The organism is Thioalkalivibrio sp. ALE19 (assembly GCF_000428605.1).
Taxonomy (GTDB): Bacteria; Pseudomonadota; Gammaproteobacteria; order Ectothiorhodospirales; family Ectothiorhodospiraceae; genus Thioalkalivibrio.
Genome location: NZ_AUAG01000011.1, coordinates 23983 through 41899, shown reverse-complemented (window position 1 = coordinate 41899; position 17917 = coordinate 23983). Strand labels below are relative to the sequence as shown.

General features: G+C 67.5%; 16 protein-coding genes. All 16 read right to left on the bottom strand.

Translation table 11 applies throughout. The features are described 5' to 3' along the window. Positions 1–7: 7 nt before the first annotated feature. The 16 genes from fliP to purL all read right to left on the bottom strand — a co-directional run bounded on the left by fliP (position 8) and on the right by purL (position 17790). A complete protein-coding gene (gene fliP, locus F787_RS0105830) occupies positions 8–763 on the bottom strand; it encodes a flagellar type III secretion system pore protein FliP (protein WP_028491597.1) in 756 nt (251 codons plus the stop codon). Next, positions 760–1194: a flagellar biosynthetic protein FliO gene (fliO, locus tag F787_RS0105825; RefSeq protein ID WP_028491596.1), complete on the bottom strand. Its 435-nt coding sequence runs from the start codon at positions 1192–1194 to the stop codon at positions 760–762. Before fliO ends, fliP begins: the two co-directional genes overlap by 4 nt. A 2-nt stretch (positions 1195–1196) precedes the next feature. Further along, entirely contained in the window at positions 1197–1790 is a 594-nt protein-coding gene (gene fliN / locus F787_RS0105820; protein WP_019570011.1) for a flagellar motor switch protein FliN, read from the bottom strand. A gap of 16 nt (positions 1791–1806) precedes the next feature. Then, entirely contained in the window at positions 1807–2784 is a 978-nt protein-coding gene (gene fliM / locus F787_RS0105815) for a flagellar motor switch protein FliM (protein ID WP_028491595.1), read from the bottom strand. Between the two features lie 9 nt (positions 2785–2793). Then, a complete protein-coding gene (gene fliL, locus F787_RS0105810; RefSeq protein WP_019590022.1) occupies positions 2794–3273 on the bottom strand; it encodes a flagellar basal body-associated protein FliL in 480 nt (159 codons plus the stop codon). A gap of 209 nt (positions 3274–3482) precedes the next feature. Then, positions 3483–4568 carry a flagellar hook-length control protein FliK gene (locus F787_RS0105805; RefSeq protein ID WP_028491594.1) on the bottom strand — a complete coding sequence of 362 codons (1086 nt, stop codon included), beginning with the start codon at positions 4566–4568 and terminating at the stop codon, positions 3483–3485. 67 nt (positions 4569–4635) lie between these two features. Beyond that, a complete protein-coding gene (gene fliJ / locus F787_RS0105800; RefSeq protein WP_018869487.1) occupies positions 4636–5097 on the bottom strand; it encodes a flagellar export protein FliJ in 462 nt (153 codons plus the stop codon). Further along, entirely contained in the window at positions 5094–6473 is a 1380-nt protein-coding gene (locus tag F787_RS0105795; RefSeq protein WP_028491593.1) for a FliI/YscN family ATPase, read from the bottom strand. The genes fliJ and F787_RS0105795 overlap by 4 nt, the downstream gene beginning before the upstream one ends. Beyond that, positions 6470–7234, bottom strand: a complete 765-nt coding sequence (locus tag F787_RS0105790; protein WP_028491592.1) for a FliH/SctL family protein — start codon at positions 7232–7234, stop codon at positions 6470–6472. The genes F787_RS0105795 and F787_RS0105790 overlap by 4 nt, the downstream gene beginning before the upstream one ends. Next, positions 7231–8244, bottom strand: coding sequence for a flagellar motor switch protein FliG (gene fliG / locus F787_RS0105785; protein ID WP_019022113.1), 1014 nt, complete (start codon positions 8242–8244; stop codon positions 7231–7233). Before fliG ends, F787_RS0105790 begins: the two co-directional genes overlap by 4 nt. Next, positions 8234–9928, bottom strand: a complete 1695-nt coding sequence (fliF, locus tag F787_RS0105780) for a flagellar basal-body MS-ring/collar protein FliF (RefSeq protein WP_028491591.1) — start codon at positions 9926–9928, stop codon at positions 8234–8236. The genes fliG and fliF overlap by 11 nt, the downstream gene beginning before the upstream one ends. A gap of 29 nt (positions 9929–9957) precedes the next feature. After that, on the bottom strand, positions 9958–10287 hold the full coding sequence (fliE, locus tag F787_RS0105775) for a flagellar hook-basal body complex protein FliE (protein ID WP_018869492.1): 330 nt from the start codon (positions 10285–10287) through the stop codon (positions 9958–9960). 81 nt (positions 10288–10368) lie between these two features. Then, the gene (locus F787_RS0105770) at positions 10369–11742 is read right to left on the bottom strand and encodes a sigma-54-dependent Fis family transcriptional regulator (RefSeq protein WP_028491590.1); all 1374 of its coding nucleotides are present in this window, start codon (positions 11740–11742) and stop codon (positions 10369–10371) included. Between the two features lie 144 nt (positions 11743–11886). After that, positions 11887–13287, bottom strand: coding sequence for a sigma-54-dependent Fis family transcriptional regulator (locus F787_RS0105765; RefSeq protein WP_019591429.1), 1401 nt, complete (start codon positions 13285–13287; stop codon positions 11887–11889). Positions 13288–13353: 66 nt separating this feature from the next. Further along, a complete protein-coding gene (locus F787_RS0105760) occupies positions 13354–13893 on the bottom strand; it encodes a PilZ domain-containing protein (RefSeq protein ID WP_018869495.1) in 540 nt (179 codons plus the stop codon). Positions 13894–13917: 24 nt separating this feature from the next. Next, on the bottom strand, positions 13918–17790 hold the full coding sequence (gene purL / locus F787_RS0105755; protein ID WP_028491589.1) for a phosphoribosylformylglycinamidine synthase: 3873 nt from the start codon (positions 17788–17790) through the stop codon (positions 13918–13920). Between the last annotated feature and the right edge of the window lie 127 nt (positions 17791–17917).

The window sequence follows — 17917 nt, the reverse complement described above, 5'->3', positions numbered from 1 at the left end:
GCCTCTCCTAAACAAAAAAGCTGGTTGCCAGCGTGTTCATCAGCAGGGCCCAGCCGTCCACCAGCACGAACAGCATCACCTTGAACGGCAGCGAGATGATCAGCGGCGACAGCATCACCATGCCCATCGACATCAGCACCGAGGCCACCACCAGATCGATGATCAGGAACGGGATCAGGATCAGGAAGCCGATCTGGAACGCCGTCTTCAGCTCACTGGTCACGAACGACGGCACCAGCAGCGACAGCGGGATGTCGTCCGGATCCTCGAAGCCGTCGATGCCGTTGATCTCCGCGAACATGCGCAGATCGCTTTCGCGGGTCTGCTCCAGCATGAAACCCCGCAGCGGCTGGATACCCGTTTCCAGGGCCTCTTCGGTGCCGATCTCCTCGGCCAGGTAGGGCTCCACCGCCACCTCGTGGATCTCTTCGAACACCGGCGCCATCACGAACAGCGTGAGAAAGAACGCCAGCCCGATCAGGATCTGGTTGGACGGTGTCTGGGACGTGCCCAGGCCCTGGCGCAGGATCGCCAGCACGATCAGGATCCGGGTGAAGGCGGTCATCATGATCAGGGCCGCCGGCAGCAGGGTCAGCAGCGTCATCAGCACGAGGATCTGCAGGGTCACCGACCAGGTCTCCCCGCCGTCCTCGTCCGTGGTGATGGTCACCGCCTCGATGCCCTGCCCCACCTGCGCGCCGGCCAGGCCGGGCAGCAGCCACAGCCCCAGCAGCAGCCAGGGCAAAAAGCTCCGCAGACTCACGACTCCTGACCTCCCCCGCCGGCGCGGCGCGAACGTACCGCGCGTTTGAGCACGCCGGAAAAATCGGGGCCTTCGCCGCCGGCGGGCACCTCGACCGGCGTCTCCATGGTGTGCAGCGTCCGGATCCCCGAGGGCGCCACGCCGATCAGCACCTGTTCATCACCCACGCGAACCAGCATCAGCCGTTCACGGGCACCCACCGAGCGGACCGACTGAACATCGATCATCTGCCGACCGTGGCCCACGCTCCCCTGGGTACGCCGGAGCACCCAGGCCAGCACCACGATCGCCACGATCACGATCATCAGCCCGCCAATCAGCTGCGTCAGGTAGGCCGCAGCGTTCATTGCGCCGCCGTCCTCGTCGGCCAGGGCGCCGGCCGGCAGCAGCGCCAGCAGCCAGAGCGATCCGGGAAGAACACGCGAGCACATGACTATTTCAGCTTCCGGATGCGTTCGCTGGGGCTGATCACGTCGGTCAGGCGGATCCCGAATTTCTCGTTCACCACCACGACCTCGCCGTGCGCGATCAGGGTCCCGTTGACCAGCACGTCCAGCGGCTCCCCGGCCAGGCGTTCCAGTTCCACCACCGAACCTTGGTTGAGCTGGAGCAGATTACGAATCGGGATGCGGGTGCGGCCGATCTCCATGGAGATGGTCACCGGCACGTCCAGCACCATGTCCAGATTCACGTCTTCTTCTTCGCCGCCCCCGGAATCGGTGAGTTCATCCGGTTCCAGCGGCTGCGCATTCGGATCCGGCTTGTGCTTGCGTTCCCGCTCGCCCCCGGCAGCCGCCTTGCTGCGGCCGCCGGTGCCAGTGGAGGCGGCGTTGGCCGCATCGCTCTCGTGCGAATTGGACTGCGCCTGGGCCAGCAGCGCGTCGGGGTCCTCCGCCTCGCCCCCGGAGCTGTCATCCTGCTCCGCCAGGGCCGCAGCCCATTCATCGGCCAGGGCATCCTGATCCACCGACTCCTCGCCGTCGCCCTGTTCGGTTTCCTGATCCGGACGCTTGTCGTCGTCTGCCATCGTCCTGTCCTCTTGCCTATCGTTGTACGCGACCGGTGATCTTGATCGCGTTCTGGCCATTCGAAACCCCGAACTTGCCGCGCAGCAGCGGGATGTCCTCGACCTTCAGAGTGACTTCTTCGGGGATGTCCACCGGAATGATGTCGCCCGGCTTGATGTCCAGCAGCTCCTGCACGGTGACCTCCGCCTCGGTGAGCACCGAGGAGATCTCCACGTCCGCGTCCTGAACCTCTTCCCGCAGGGCGTTCATCCAGCGCTGATCGACATCGGAGCGATCCGACTGGATACCGGTATCCAGCTGCTCGCGGATCGGTTCGATCATCGAATAGGGCAGGGTCACGTGGAGATTGCCGCCGCCCCCATCCAGCTCGATGTGGAATTCGTTGATCACAACGATCTCGGTGGGGCTCACGATGTTCGCGAACTGGGGGTTGACCTCGGAGTTGAGAAACTCGAAGTCGATGTCCATGACCGGCTCCCAGGCCTTGGTCATGTCCTCGAACGCGCCCTCGAGGATGCTGTGCACCACCCGCATCTCCATCGGGGTGAAGTCACGGCCCTCGATGCGGGTATAGAAGCGCCCGTCGCCGCCGAAGAAGTTGTCCACCAGGATGAACACCAGCTTGGGGTCGAACACGAACAGTCCGGTGCCATGCAGCGGATGCGCGCGTACCAGATTCAGGCTGGTGGGCACGAACAGGGAGTGCATGTACTCGGAAAACTTGGTCAGCCGGGTGCCGCTGACCGAGATCTCGGCCGAACGCCGCAGCATGTTGAACAGCCGCACGCGCAGATGCCGCGCAAAACGCTCGTTGATCATCTCGAGCGTGGGCATGCGCCCGCGCACGATGCGATCCTGGGTGGCGAAATTGAACTCGCGCGCCTGACCGTCGTGGGGAAACTCTTCCTCCTCGGTCTCGACGTCGCCGGAATCGACGCCGTGCAGCAGCGCGTCGATCTCGTCCTGGCTCAGGATGTCGGTTTGCTGTGCCATGACGCGGCCTTACTGCATGACCAGTTCGGTGAACACCACGCGCTCCAGATCGGAGGGCGCTTCGCGCGACTCCAGGATCGCACGGACAGTGGCCGTCAGCTCCTCCGCCAGCGCTTCCTTGCCTTCCCGCGTGTTCAGCTCGGTATATTCCTGATCCGAGAGGATGCCGAGGATGTCGTTGCGGACTACGGGCAGGTGATCCTCCACGGCTTCCAGCACCGCCGGGTCGGTGGACACCAGACCGATCTGCACGCGCAGGAACTGCACGCTTCCCGGGGCATCGATGTTCACCGTCATGGGATCGAGCGACGAATAGTGGCGCTCGGGCGGCAGATCTTCCGCCGTTTCGTCAGCGTCCTGCGACAGCAGGTACCAGGCGGCCGCGCCCCCGCCGCCGGCGAGCAGAACCGCAACGACCAGGAGGATGATGATCATCCATTTCCTGCCGCCGCCCCCCTTGTTCTCGAGTTCGACTTCCTTCTCCGCCATGACACACCCGCATTGCGTGGATTCGCTGACGGAACCCAAGCAAGCGCGGTGCCATGAATCATTACTACTTTATAAACAGAGAGTTGAACCCACTTTAGGGGTGTCGTTCGTCATCCCGAGGGTCGAGCGCCCGGCGTATGCGTCAACGAACCGGACGCTCCATCGAGCGAGAAGTCGAGATTCTGGCGGCCGGTCTGCCGGAACGGGCCTCAGGCAAACAGGTCCACCCGACGGTTGAGGAAGGAAAGGGTGCTGCCGGGAGCGACGGGACCTTCATCGTCGTCGCTCCCTTCGCCCTCCGCACCCGTGGCGACGCCGGGTTCATCCCCGCTTCCGTAACCGTCGCCGGCCATCTCGGTATCCGCGGAATCGTCCGGCGGTTCATCCGACACCGAGGCATCGGCGAGCTCGAGCCCGCTGTCGGCGAGACTGTCACGCAGGCGCGGCATTGCCGCTTCCAGCACCTCACGGGTCACGGGGTTGGTACTGAAGAACTGTACACTGGCACGGTCCCCCTCCATGCTGACCCGCACATCCAGGACCCCCAGCTGAGGCGGATGCAGTTTCATCTCGGTGCGCCCGCCGCGGGCCTGCGCCATCATCTGGATCTGCTCCGCAAGCTGGCGATCGCCCGAAGTCTGCAGCAGGCGGGTCAGATCCAGCCGCATCCCGCCGCCCCGCGCACCCTCGGCATCGGAGGCCTGGGCTGCCGGCTGGGCCAGTGCCTGGGCATTCTCACGGCCGCTGCGCGCCGATTCCGAGGCCTGCGTCAGCCACTGGGCCAGGACCTCGGTGGTCCCTTCACGCGAGCCACCGCCGGTCAGCGCCCCGGGAGCCAGTTCCTGCAGCCGCGACCCCGGGTTCTGCCCTTCCGGACCGGTTTGCAGGAACAGGCGCATCAGGGAAACCGGGATGCCGTCGCCCGCCGCTCCGGACTCGGGCCCGTCTTCCAGCAGACTGCGCAGCTCGCGGCCGTCGATTTCTCCGTCACCTTCCTCGCCGGTCAGCCAGCCGGGCGGCAATTGCATGCCGTCCACAGCGGTCAGATCCTGCCCCTGCAGGAGATCCTGGAACCGCTGGATCAGTCCTTCCAGATCCAGCTCGGCCAGCTCGGAATCATCCACCCCGAGCGCGCCCAGCATCGCTTCCAGCTGCGGGCGGAGTGCCTTCAGGAAACCGTCTTCCCCGCCTTTTCCCTTGTCTTTCAATTCCTTGAGCCGATCCATGCCCTCGCCGCCGTCGAGCAGCTGTGCCAGCGCTCCCAGCCCCTGTCCCGATGCCTGTGCTGCGATCATGTCCCGTCCTCGCCTGTTGCGCGCACCGCGCGCGTCCGCCCCTGCGGGGTCTGCGTATCCATACCTTTCAAGATTCCTGCCAGTTCACCGTGCGTTCGCCGGATTCCGGTTCCCGTGCGAAGGCCTGGCGGGTCGCCCACATGTCCTGCTCCACCTGCTGCCGCCGGGCCTGATGACGCTGGCCTTCGGCTCGCGTGCGTTCCAGCAGCTTTTCCAGCGACATGCAGTCGCGATGGTGTTCCAGCCATTGCTCGCGAGCCGTCTCCACCTGGCTTTCGGCCGCCTGGATGCGCAGGGCCTGCTGTTCCAGCGCCTCGCGTAGCTTCTGCCGCATGCCGGCCAGCCATTTGAGGGTGTTGGGGTCCTGAGGCATGGAGGCCGCCAGGTATTCCTGCTGGAAGGTTTCCAGCTGCTCGCGCTGGGCCTCGGCCGCGTTCAGCTGAGCGATGCGTTCGCCCAGTTCGCGAGTCGCCTCGGTCTCGCCGATCTGGCGGATACGCAACAGCCGTTCGATGCGCTGCGGATTCATGCCCCGCCCCCGGTGAGTGCGACCAGCTGATCCCGCGCGGTGGCAAAATCCACCCCCTCGGTCGTGCCCTGCGCCAGGAACTGCTCCAGCCGGTCATGCATCGCCACGGCCTGGTCGAGGTGCGGATCGGCACCCTTGCGGTAGGCCCCCACCGAGATCAGGTCACGGTTGCGCTGATAGGTGGCGGCCAGATCACGGAACCGCCGTGCCGCCTTATCGTGCTCCGGGGTCGTCAGGGCACTCATCACGCGCGAGATCGATGCACCGACGTCGATGGCCGGGTAGCGACCGGTCTCGGCGATCTCGCGCGAGAGCACCACATGCCCGTCAAGGATCGCCCGCGCGGCGTCCACGATCGGATCGTTCGGATCATCTCCCTCGGCCAGCACCGTATAGAATCCGGTGATCGAGCCCCCGCCCACGTCGCCATTGCCGGCACGCTCCACCAGCTGCGGCAGGCGCGCGAACACCGAGGCCGCATAGCCCTTGGAGGCCGGCGGCTCGCCGATGGCCATCGCGATCTCGCGCGCGCCCTGGGCGAAGCGGGTCAGCGAGTCCATCAGCAGCAGCACGTTCAGCCCCTGATCGCGGAACTGTTCCGCCACCGTGGTCGCCACCCAGGCCCCGTGCTGGCGCAGCAGCGGCGACTGATCCGCCGGCACCGCCACCACCACCGTACGCCGGCGGGATTCCTCGTCGAGGATCTCGTGGATGAAATCGTTGACCTCGCGCCCGCGTTCACCGATCAGCCCGACCACGATCACGTCGGCGCTGGTGTGGCGGGTCATCATCCCCAGCAGCACGCTCTTGCCCACGCCGGAACCGGCGAACAGGCCCAGCCGCTGGCCGCGCCCGACCGACAGCAGCGCGTTGATCGCGCGTACGCCGGTATCCAGAGGCTCGCGCACCGGTGCGCGCGACAGCGGGTTGATCGGCTGTCCGTTGAGGGTGGCACGATCATGCGTTCGGATCGGCCCGAGGCCGTCCAGTGGCTCGCCACGGGCGTCGATCACCCGCCCCAGCAGGCCATTGCCCACCGGGATCGAACGCTGGGTGTCCACCGGCTCGATGCGGGCCCCGGGTACCAGCCCGGCGGCCGCCTCCTCCGGCATCAGGAACGTCCGGTCGTTCTGGAATCCGACGACCTCGGCGGGCACGGTTTCGCCGCGTTCGCCATGAATCAGGGCGCGGCCGCCCAGCGGCAGGCGCAGGCCCTCGGCCTCGAGGGTCAGACCGGTCACGCGCGACAGGATCCCCTGCGACTGCGGGGCCGCCACCCGTTCGACCCGCCCGCGCGACTGCTCCAGCCGTTCGCGCAGCCCCGCGGTGAGCCCTTCGCGCTGGCGTGTATGGGCATCGCGAATACTGGCGGTCATGCCGGATCCTCCTCATCACGGGCCGACGCATCGTCCCCGGGTTCCTTTCGCTTCTCCGTACCCGCCCCGTCATGCGCCGACGTCGTGACCGGCTCGCGCGGCTCCGGATCCGTGTCCGGCACGCTCGCGTGGCCGTCCCAGATGGCCTCCACGGCCTGCCGCAGGCGGCGCTCCAGACTGGCATCCACTTCGGACGCACCCGCCTCGACCCGACAGCCACCCCGCGCCAGTTCCGGGTCCGGGATCCAGGTGATCTCGCCCGCCTGCGCGGACCCCCATTGCTCCACCAGGGCCTGATCCTCGGGATGCAGGTGCACCCGCACGCTGCGGTTGCGCCCCGGCAACTGCCGCATCGCCTCGTCCAGCACCTCGCGGATGATCTCCGGTCGGGTCTGCAGCTCCACCCGGATCACCTGGCGCGCCAGCGCGGTCACCAGCGACAGCAGTTCCGGTTCCAGGGCATCAGCAGCTTCGGCGAGCGGATCACTGAGGCCCTGACCCACCGACTCCAGGGCCGCCACGGCCTCGCGCAGCTTCTTTTCCTCGCGCGCCCGCGCCGCCTTTTCGGCCTCCTGTTTGCCCAGTTCATGGCCCTCGGCGTAGCCCCGCTCGAAACCGTTCTGGCGCGCCTCTTCCTCGATCGCCTCGATCTCGGCGGCGGTGGGCAGGCGCCGCTGTTCCGGCTCGTTGCCGTTCTCGTCGAACTCCGGCGGCTCCCACAGGGAGGCCGCGCTGGCGGACCCGGCGTCGTGCACGCTCACAGCATCTGCTCCCCGCCCTTGCCGCCAAGCACGATCTCACCGTTCTCCGCCAGGCGGCGAGCGACCTGCAGGATCTCCTTCTGCGCCCCCTCGACCTCGGACACGCGCACCGGCCCCTTGGCTTCCAGGTCCTCGCGCAGCATTTCGGCGGCGCGTTTGGACATGTTGCTGAAGATCTTGTCTTTCAGGTCGTCGTCGGCACCCTTCATCGCCAGCACCAGGGACTCGGTGGACACCTCCCGCAGCAGGGTCTGGATCCCGCGGTCGTCGACGTCGATCAGATTGTCGAAGACGAACATCAGCTCTTCGATACGCCCGGCCAGGTCCTGGTCCATCTCGCTGACCGTATCCATGATCTCCGCCTCGCGCGACCCGTCCATCAGGTTCATGATGTCCGCGGCCGTCTTCACCCCGCCGACCATCGAGGTCTTGGCGGTGTTGTTGCCGGAAAGCTGACGGTCGAGGATGTCATCCAGCTCCTGCAGCGCGGAGGGCTGCACCCCGTCCAGGGTCGCGATGCGCATCACCACGTCGGACTGCACCCGCTTGGGCAGGTAGCTGAGGGTCTCGGCGGCCTGGTCGGCGTCCAGATGCGACATCACGATCGCCACGATCTGCGGGTGCTCGTTGCGCAGCATGTCGGCGATCGCGCGCGGGTCCAGCCACTTCAGCGCGTCGATGCCCTTGGAATTGCGCCCCAGCAGGATGCGATCGATCAGGCCCTCGGCCTTGTCCTCGCCCAGCGCGTTCTGCAGCACGCTGCGTACATAATCATCGGCGCCAATACCCAGCGCGGTCTGCTCGCGCACGTGCCCGGAGAAGTCCTCCAGCACCGCGTTCACGTCGGTGCGCGAGATGCGCTCCATGTTGGCCATGGCCGCGCCGATCTTCTGGACCTCCTTGGGCCCCATGTGGCGCATGACCTCGGCGGCGGAATCCTCACCGAGGCTCATCATGAACACGGCCGCCCGTTCCGCGCCATCCAGTTTGGACTTCTTGCTATCGGCCATCTTCGTTCAACCAGGTCTTCATTACCTGCGCCACGCGTTTGGGATCTTCCTTCACCATCCCCCGCACGGCCTCGAGGTCCATCTCCTGCTGATCCTCTTCGGGCCCGGTCAGCGAAGCCACCGCGGAGCCCTCACCGCTGGGACCGCCACCACCGGCCGCGGATTCCCCGCTCTGGTCGGTCAGAGCCAGATTCTCGTCCGATTCCGCCTGCGGCTGCTGTGCCGGGCGCGCGGTTGCACCGCTCATCAGATGTTTCAGGGCCGGACGGATCACGGTCAGCAGGATGATCAGGGCCAGCAGCAGCGCCCCGATGAGCCTGGCCAGCTCCATGAACCAGGCCTGCGTCCAGAACGGGCGTTCTTCCTCGACGATTTCTTCTTCCACCGGCGCCTCGAACGGAGCACTGACCACGTTGATCGAATCCCCGCGCTGCTCGCTGAAGCCCACTGCCTGGCGGACCAGGTTCTCCAGACGCTCGATCTCCTCGGCGTCGCGTGCGACGCGCTGGACCTCGCCATCCTCGCCCACTTCCTCGCGGAAATCGACCACCACGGCGGTCGACAACCGCTCGACGCCGCCGGGCATTTCGCGGATGTGAGCGATGCGGCGGTCGACTTCGTAATTGCGCGTCGCCGAGCCCGAACGTTCACCGGTCGCCCCGTTCTCCGCGTTCTCGGCACCTTCGCCTTCTTCTTCGCCCACGGCACCCCCGGCAGGCGGCTGATTGGTCAGCGCGCCCGGCACGCCCATCGGTCCTTCGCCCGCGTCCCCGCGGACATCCTCGGAGATCTGCTCCGAGCGCAGCGCGATGGTGTCGGGGTCGTAGAGTTCTTCGGTACGTTCGATTTCCGAAAAATCGATGTCCGCCGATACCTGGACCCGCACGCGGTCGCCGCCCACGAGCGGCGACAGCAGGTCCCGGATCGCCTCGGCATAACGGCGCTCCACCTGACCCTGGAACGACAGACGGTCGCCACTGCTGCGCATGCCGCCCTCTTCCATCCCGTCCTCGGTCAGCAACCGGCCCTGCTGGTCGACCACGGTCACGTTTTCGGGCGACAGGTCCGAGGTACTGGAGGCCACCATGTGGACGATGGCCCGGACCTGCGATTCGCTCAGGGAGCGGCCCCCGTGCAGGTGCACGGTGACCGAGGCGGTCGCCGGCGTGCGTTCACGCACGAAGACCGAATCCTGTCCTTCGGCAATGTGCACTCGGGCACGCTCGACCGCATCCAGCGAGGAGACGGTACGGCCCAGCTCGCCTTCCATCGCCCGGCGATGGCGCGCGCTTTCCATCATCCGGCTGGTGCCGATCCCGGTGTCCTCCTGCAGGAGTTCGAAGCCCACATCCCCGGAGCGCGGCAGCCCTTCACCGGCCAGATGCAGGCGGGCTTCACCCACATCGCCGCGCGGTACCTTGATCTGACCGGTATCCGTATCAATGCGGTAGCGGATGCCGGCCCCGTCCAGCGCGGTCACCACCTCCGCGGCCTCGTCCTGCTCGAGCGACGAATACAGCGGGACGAAGGTGGGACTCGTCGCCCAGAACACGATCCCCGCGATCACGGCCAGCGCACCGGCCAGCATGCCGATCAGGGCCAGCTGCCGGCCGGCCGGCATGGTGCCGAAATCCTTGATGCCGCCGCTGACGACGGCGGGCAGAGTTTGCTGTGCTGCGGCCATGATCACGTCTCTCCGGAGGGATTACAGGCCTACACCTGCATCCGCATGATTTCCTGATAGGCATCCAGCAGGCGGTTGCGCACCTGATTGGTGGCCTCGAACGCCAGGCTGGATTTGTTCATCGCCACCATCACCTGCGGCAGGGACACGTTTTCATCACCCAGTTCAAAACGGGTCTGCAGATCGGTCGCCTCCTGCTGCACCTCGTTCACGTTGCGCAGCGAGTCACGCAGGACGTTCTGGAAGTCGGCGCCGCCGGCCTGACCGGTTCCGCCTCCGGACGCAGGAGCCTCGACGCTCCCGCTTTCCGAGAGCTGCCGCATCTGCTGCAACACGTTCTGGATCTGCATTTCACTCATGCGTTACCTCCGGCTTCCACACGGGACGACGGTGCCTCGCCCCCGCTCAACCCAATCCCAAGCAAATGCCGGGCCAGGTTCTCAGACCACTCCGGTGCGGGGGACATGGATGCCCGATTCGCGCAGTCGGGCGAGCTTGTAGCGCAGGGTGCGCGGGCTGATTCCCAGCCGTTCCGCGGCCTCCTTGCGTCGCCCTCCCGCTTCTCGCAACACGTTGAGGATCACCCGGCTTTCCTGGGTCTGCAGGGTCTGTTCCAGCAGAGGGGCCGACGGGATGTCGTCATCCGAAGCCGCCGGAACGGAAGGAGCGCCAGCCGCACTGACACCTTCGCCATGCTCCAGCATGTCGGCATCCAGCCAGATGGACTCGGCGGTGACCCGCCCGTCGCTGCGCTCGCCGGCCAGGGTGGCCGCCCGTTCCATCACGTTGGCCAGCTCGCGGGCATTCCCGGGCCAGTCATGCCCCATCAACCGCGATTCGGCCTCCGGTGCCAGTTCCACCAGCCGGCCCTGGCTTGCGCGGGTCAGCAGCGCCCGCGCCAGCGACGGAATGTCCTCCGGCCGCTCGCGCAGCGGCGGGATCCGCACCGGGAACACGCTCAGGCGGTAATACAGGTCCTCGCGGAGCACCCCCTCCGCCACCGCCTTGCGCAAATCACGATTGGAGGTTGCGATCACCCGCACGTCGACCGGACGGGTGCGCCGCCCGCCCAGCGGTTCCACTTCCCGTTCCTGCAGCACACGCAGCAGCTTGGGCTGCAGATGCACGGGGATTTCCGTCACCTCATCCAGCAGCAGCGTGCCCCCGTCCGCCTGTACGAACTTGCCGGGCCGCGCCTCGATCGCGCCGGTAAAGGCCCCCTTCGCGTGCCCGAACAGCAGGGCCTCCAGCATGGCCTCGGGCAGAGCGGCGCAGTTGATCGCCTCGAACGGCCCCTGAGCCCGGGCCGAGCGCGCATGGATCTGCCGCGCCAGCACCTCCTTGCCGACCCCCGACTCGCCAGTAATAAAGACCGTCGCAGCGGTTTGCGCGATCCGTTCGGCAAAGGCATCCAGCGAACGCATGCGCTCGCTGTGCGCCACCATTTCCGGGATCCGGGCCCGGGTGCCGGGGCCGGGGAGCTGATCGCGCAGCCACTGCGCCAGCGGCGCGGCCATGTCCGGGAGGCCGAAATGGGCATCCACGCCGGCGCGCATGGCGGCGATCTCGTTGTCATGGGTCGCATCCGGACTGATCACCGCGACCGGCAACCGTGCCGGGATCCGTTCACGCAGCGCGGCGGTCGCGGGATGCGCGATCAGGACGACCTCGGGGCGCTGCGCTTCCAGGGAACGTTCGAGCTCCCCTTCGTTGCAGTCCTGGAGGCGAACCCGCGGGATGGTGGCCAGCACCTGCACCACGCGTTCACGCAGGGCGGCGTCGGCATTGACCAGAAGAAGGGTCGCTCGAGGCATCGGTGCAGTCCTGTCGATGGGATTCGGACTGCCTCAAGCAGTTAGTGTGCCACTATGAATAAACCCCGGTTATTCAGGGACCTGCAAACAAGGTTGCCGGTTTTCGTCGGGATCTCGACAGCGGCAAGGCCTTGCCACGGAGGCTCAGCCGTCAGAATCCCGTCCCAGCCCGAACTTGCGCATGCGCTCAACCAGCGTCGTCCGCCGCATGCCGAGCCGCCGCGCGGCCCGCGCCACCACATGACCGGTATCGGCCAGCGCCGCTTCGATCATCGAGCGTTCCAGGTCGTTGAGATAATCGCGCAGATCGACGCCTTCCGGTGGCAGGCCATCCGGTCCCGGCATGTTCGGGCCGGTGGCCGATGCCGACGACCCGGCCGATGCCCCGCCCGGTTCGGCCGCCGCACCGCTGCGATCCTCCACCCCTTCCGGACGCACGCGCGGCGGCAGCTGCCCCAGGTCCACCGGCAGATCGGGGTACATGATGGACAGCTGTTCCAGCAGATTGCCCAGTTCGCGGATGTTGCCGGTCCAGTCCAGACGTTCCAGGTGAGCCACCACCGCCGGCGTCAGGTGCGCGGGGCTGCCCCCTTGTTCGCGCAGCCGCTCCTCCAGCGCCGTGATCAGCTGCGGAATGTCACTGGCGCGTTCGCGCAACGGCGGCAGTTCAATAGGGAAGACGTTGAGGCGGAAGAACAGGTCCTGACGGAAATTCCCCTCCGCCACGGCCTCGTCGAGATTGCGATGGGTCGCGGCGATGATGCGCGCGTGCGTGGTGATGGACTTGTTCGACCCGACCCGTTCGAAAACGCGTTCCTGCAACACCCGCAGCAGCTTGACCTGCATGGGCAGGGGCATATCGCCGATTTCGTCCAGGAACAGCGTGCCGTCCTGCGCCAGTTCGAAACGTCCGGTGCGCGCGGTGAAGGCCCCGGTGAACGCACCCTTCTCGTGACCGAAAAGCTCGCTTTCCAGCAAATCCGGGGGAATCGCGCCGCAGTTGACCGCGACGAACGGCTTGTCGGCGCGATCCGAGGCATCATGGATCGCCCGGGCGACCACCTCCTTGCCGGAACCGGTCTCGCCCAGGATCAGCGCGGTGGCATCGGTTCGCGCAACCTGCGCCACCAGCCGCTTGACCCCGACCATGGTCGGATGGTGGCCGACCAGTCCGGGCACGTCGTCATGCACGCGCTGACCGCCGAACCGCAACCACTGCAGGATCTGGGTCACCCGGGAAACCGACACCGGGTGTTCCACCACCCAGTCCACGGCCTGGTGCTCCACCTTGCCACCGTCGGTCGGCTGGGCCACCACTGGCAGGCTGTCGGGTGCGGCATCCGCCTGGGCCGCGACCGTGGATGCCGGGCCGCACAACCAGATGGCGGCAGGCTCGCGAGGGCCGTCGGTGAGTCCGTTCGCGTCGATGCGTGTCTCGGCCTCGCACCCCATGGAGGCCAGGACGGCCCGCGTGTCGCGGGCGGCATCCGGCTCGCCGCCCAGGGCGATGTGAAGGCCGGTGTCGTCTTCCTCGGGTGTCGCCATGCCGTGAGGGCTCCGGTCGGGGTATGAGTGGCCTCATACGTGAAGCCGATCACAGTATTATAGCGATCACCCGCCCCCGTCAACTTTCTGTCGTTTCTCCGCGACGTCGCGTCGATGCAGACGGAAAATCCACCGCCCCAGGGCGTCGTGCATGCGGTCATCATGCGGGGTCCAGCGGATCAACTGGGCCTCGTTACGACGTGTCGGGGGTTCGACACCCAGCACCAGGGGCTGGGGCAGAAAGTCGCTCAAATACAACGCCAGACGATCGGCATCTTCGGGCAGCGTGCCCTCCGGCAGCACGATCCCGCCACGGCTGATGACGACCGGCCGGACCGACGGGCGTTCGGGCTCCAGCGATTCGGCCAGCAGATGCACCAGCAGGTCCAGCTTGCGTTCCAGCCGCTGCAGTTCCTGGGCGGTCTCGTCCGCCACCCCGTGGGCGGCGTGGTTGCGTCCACCGCCGGCCTCGAACAGTTCGATACCGTCCACCAGACGCTCGGCCAGTTCGCCGTGGGTGAGCGGACGGCTGGTCGGGCCCACCGCCAGCGATGTGTTCACTGTCAGGGTCTCCCCCAGCCAGTCGCTCCAGTCCTGTTCGCTCATTATTTCCCCCTGTGCGGCCGTCGGTCAGCCAACGAATGCCCGGGCGTTGCGGAACAGACGCATCCACGGACCGTCCTCGCCCCACTCCGCGGGGTGCCAGCTGTGCTGCACGGTGCGGAACACCCGTTCGGGATGCGGCATCATGATGGTCGCGCGGCCATCCTCGCTGGTAAAGGCGGTCGCCCCGCGCGGCGAACCGTTGGGGTTGGCCGGGTAGGCCTCGGCCGGGGAGTCGTCGGCCTCCACGTAGCGCAGCGCCGCCTGATCGTACACCGGGGCCTCGCCGGGATATTCCACGCGCCCTTCTCCGTGCGACACCACCACCGGCAGCACCGAGCCCCCCATCCCGTCCAGCAGCACCGACGGCCCCGGCTCCACCCGTACCAGCGACAGGCGCGCCTCGAACTGTTCCGAACGATTGCGCACGAAGCGGGGCCAGTGCCCGGCCCCCGGGATCAGCGGCGCCAGCCGCGACAGCATCTGGCAGCCATTGCACACGCCGAGACTGAAGGTATCGTTGCGCTCGAAAAAGGACGCAAACTGCGTGCGCAGCCCTTCGTGATTGAGAATCGTGCGGGCCCAGCCCCCGCCGGCGCCCAGCACGTCACCGTAGGAAAACCCGCCGCAGGCCGCCAGGCCCTGCATGTCGGCCAGATCCCGCCGGCCCTCGAGCAGGTCCGTCATGTGCACGTCCACCGGCTGGAAACCGGCGCGCTCGAAGGCCGCCGCCATCTCGAGCTGACCGTTGACCCCCTGCTCGCGCAGGATCGCCACGCGTGGCCGCGCCCCGCTGGCGATGAACGGCGCCGCGATATCTTCCGACGGATCGAAATGCAGGCGTTCGGTAAGTCCGTCATCGGCGTCGATGCGTGCGTATTCCTCGTCGGCGCATTCGGGATTGTCGCGCAACCGCTGCATGTGTCGGGTGGTCGCCTGCCACTGGCGCTGGAGCCCTGCGCGCGTCGACTCCAGCAGGTTCCGCCCGGCCTGCGCGACCGTGACCGTCTCGTCTCTGCGCAGACGGGCCACCTCGTGCAGATGCGCGCCGAGACCGGCCTGTTGCATCGTCTCGCGCAGGGCCTCCTCCGCCCCGGCCCGCACCTGCAGGACCGCCCCCAGTTCCTCGTTGAACAGCCAGGCAGCCGGGTCCATCCCCGCCGGCACGTCGATGTCCAGGCCGAGACGCCCGGCAAAGCCCATCTCCAGCAGGGTCGTGATCAGGCCTCCGTCCGAGCGGTCGTGGTAGGCACACAGCAGCCCCTCGCGGCGCAGGTGGCCGACCGCGTCCACGAATGCGCGCAGCGCCGCCGGATCTTCCACATCCGGGGGCACTTCACCGATGCCACCCGCCGTCTGCGCCAGGGCCGAGCCGCCCAGCCGCATCCGGCCGGCCGCCAGATCCACGAACCACAGGCTGCCCCCCTCGCGGGCATCCGGCTCCGGGGTCAGGGTCCGGCGCGCGTCCGTCACCGGCGCGAAGCCCGATACCACCAGGGTTACCGGCGCATGCATGTGGCGCTCGTGACCGTCGGCGTCCTGCCAGACCGTGCGCATCGACAGCGAGTCCTTGCCTACCGGGATGCTGATGCCGAGCTGCGGGCACAGATCTTCGGCAACCGCCCGAACGGTATCGAACAGTGCGGCCTCCTCGCCCGACACCCCCGCAGCGGCCATCCAGTTCGCCGACAGGCGGATCGTCCGGGTGCCTTCGATGTCCGCGGCGGCCAGGTTGGTCACCACCTCGCCGATCGCCATGCGTCCGGAGGCCGGCCCCGAGAGGATCGCCACCGGCGAACGTTCACCCATGGCCATGGCCTCGCCGGTATACCCGTCGAAGTCCGTCAGCGTCACGGCGCAGTCGGCCACCGGCACCTGCCAGGGGCCGACCATGGGATCCCGCGCCACCAGGCCGCCCACCGAACGGTCACCGATGCTGATCAGGAAGTGCTTGGCGGCCACCGCCGGCAGATTGAGGACTCGCTCCAGCGCCTCCGCCAGATCCGTACCGGCCGTTTCCAGCGTCGTGACCGGCGCGGCCCGGCGCGCGTCCTCGCGCGTCATCTTCGGCGTGGCGCCCAGCAGCATGCCCATCGGCATGTCCACCGCCGGCTCGTTGAACAGTCGGTCATCCACCCGCAAGTGGCCGTCATCGGTCGCCTGCCCGACGACCGCGAACGGCGCGCGCTCGCGCTCGCAGATCGCGCGGAAGGTCTCGAGGGCCGCGGCGTCCACCGCCAGCACGTAGCGCTCCTGCGCCTCGTTGCACCACAGTTCCATCGGCGACAGGCCCGGCTCGGCGGTGGGCACTTCGCGCAGTTCCATGTGCCCGCCGCGCCCGGCATCATCCAGGATCTCCGGGATCGCATTGGACAGTCCGCCGGCCCCGACGTCGTGGATGGAACGGATGGGATTGTCCTCGCCCAGCGCGGTGCAGCGATCGATCACCTCCTGGCAGCGCCGCTGGATCTCGGGGTTGCCACGCTGCACCGAGGCATAATCCAGGGCCTCGCTGCTCGAGCCGCTGGCCATCGACGACGCGGCCCCACCGCCCAGTCCGATCAGCATGGCGGGACCGCCCAGCACCACGATCGGCGTCTGTGCGGGCACCTCGCCCTTGTGCACGTGCTCGGCGCGTATCGACCCCACGCCGCCTGCCAGCATCACGGGCTTGTGGTAACCGTACAGGACCTCTCCACCGTCCGGCTGCGGCAACGCGGACTCCAGCGTGCGGAAATACCCGCACAGCGCCGGTCGTCCGAATTCGTTGTTGAAGGCCGCGGCACCGATCGGCCCCTCCAGCATGATGTTCAGCGCGCTCTCGATCCGATCGGGCCGTCCGAAATCCCGCTCCCAGGGCTGTGGATGCGCCGGGATGCGCAGGTTGGACACGGTAAAACCGGTCAGCCCGGCCTTGGGTTTCGACCCGCGCCCGGTGGCGCCCTCGTCCCGGATCTCGCCACCGGAGCCGGTGGCCGCCCCCGGCCACGGCGAGATCGCGGTCGGATGGTTGTGGGTTTCCACCTTCATCAGCACCGGAAGATCCAGGTCCTCGCGACGATACTCGCCATCGGGCCCGGGCATCAGCCGGACCCCCCGGTGGCCTTCGATCACCGAGGCATTGTCGCTGTAGGCGGACAGCACCCCGTCCGGATGGAGCCGATGGGTCTCGCGGATCATCCCGAACAGCGTACGGTCCTGCTCCTCGCCATCCACCACCCAGCGGGCGTTGAAGATCTTGTGCCGGCAGTGTTCGGAGTTCGCCTGTGCGAACATCATCAGCTCGGCGTCGGTCGGGGCCCGTCCCAGCGCTCGATAGCCTTCGGCCAGGTAATCGATCTCCTCTTCCGACAGCGCCAGCCCCAGCTCCCCGTTGGCGCGCGCCAGCGCGCTCCGGGCATCCGGCTCCAGGCCCACCCGTTGCAGCGAACGCGGCGTCTCCGCGCGGAACAGGGCGCCCGCGTCCGCGGGATCCTCGATGACCGCCTCGGTCATGCGGTCGAACAGCGGCGCAGCCATGTCCACAAGATCCAGCCCCTGCGGCAGCTCACCACCCACATACCAGTGGGTACCCCGTTCGATCCGCTCGACGGCGGATTCCAGTCCCGCATGATGGGCAATCTCGGTGGCCTTGGATGACCAGGCGCTGATCGTGCCCGGACGCGGGATCACCACGGGTTCGCGCACCGCCTCGAATGCCGGAGCGGACCAGGCCTCGCCTTCGTCCAGCAGGGCGGCCAGACGCTTCTCCTCGCCCGCATGGAGCCGGCGGTGCAACTGCACGAAATACAGATGACGCGCCGCCAGACGGACCGGCACCCCGGTACGCTCCTCCAGCGCCGTTTCCAGCGTCCGCAGTCGAAAGGAGGAAACCGCCGTGCCGCCTTCAAAAACCCGCATCATCTTCACCCGGTGTGCCGTGGTTGGACCTGTTTCGAGCCGCGCATTGTACCGGAGCACCGCCACCTCCGGGAGAATGTCGGAGGTGCACGGGAACTCCGACTGCGGTACCCTGTCCCAGTAGTTG

Bases quoted from the DNA above. Each gene is read 5' to 3' on its own strand.
- fliO (WP_028491596.1), bottom strand. From the start codon at position 1,194: ATGTGCTCGCGTGTTCTTCCCGGATCGCTCTGGCTGCTGGCGCTGCTG.
- fliN (WP_019570011.1), bottom strand. From the start codon at position 1,790: ATGGCAGACGACGACAAGCGTCCGGATCAGGAAACCGAACAGGGCGAC.
- fliM (WP_028491595.1), bottom strand. From the start codon at position 2,784: ATGGCACAGCAAACCGACATCCTGAGCCAGGACGAGATCGACGCGCTG.
- fliL (WP_019590022.1), bottom strand. From the start codon at position 3,273: ATGGCGGAGAAGGAAGTCGAACTCGAGAACAAGGGGGGCGGCGGCAGG.
- F787_RS0105805 (WP_028491594.1), bottom strand. From the start codon at position 4,568: ATGATCGCAGCACAGGCATCGGGACAGGGGCTGGGAGCGCTGGCACAG.
- fliJ (WP_018869487.1), bottom strand. From the start codon at position 5,097: ATGAATCCGCAGCGCATCGAACGGCTGTTGCGTATCCGCCAGATCGGC.
- F787_RS0105795 (WP_028491593.1), bottom strand. From the start codon at position 6,473: ATGACCGCCAGTATTCGCGATGCCCATACACGCCAGCGCGAAGGGCTC.
- fliG (WP_019022113.1), bottom strand. From the start codon at position 8,244: ATGGCCGATAGCAAGAAGTCCAAACTGGATGGCGCGGAACGGGCGGCC.
- fliF (WP_028491591.1), bottom strand. From the start codon at position 9,928: ATGGCCGCAGCACAGCAAACTCTGCCCGCCGTCGTCAGCGGCGGCATC.
- fliE (WP_018869492.1), bottom strand. From the start codon at position 10,287: ATGAGTGAAATGCAGATCCAGAACGTGTTGCAGCAGATGCGGCAGCTC.
- F787_RS0105770 (WP_028491590.1), bottom strand. From the start codon at position 11,742: ATGCCTCGAGCGACCCTTCTTCTGGTCAATGCCGACGCCGCCCTGCGT.
- F787_RS0105765 (WP_019591429.1), bottom strand. From the start codon at position 13,287: ATGGCGACACCCGAGGAAGACGACACCGGCCTTCACATCGCCCTGGGC.
- F787_RS0105760 (WP_018869495.1), bottom strand. From the start codon at position 13,893: ATGAGCGAACAGGACTGGAGCGACTGGCTGGGGGAGACCCTGACAGTG.
- purL (WP_028491589.1), bottom strand. From the start codon at position 17,790: ATGCGGGTTTTTGAAGGCGGCACGGCGGTTTCCTCCTTTCGACTGCGG.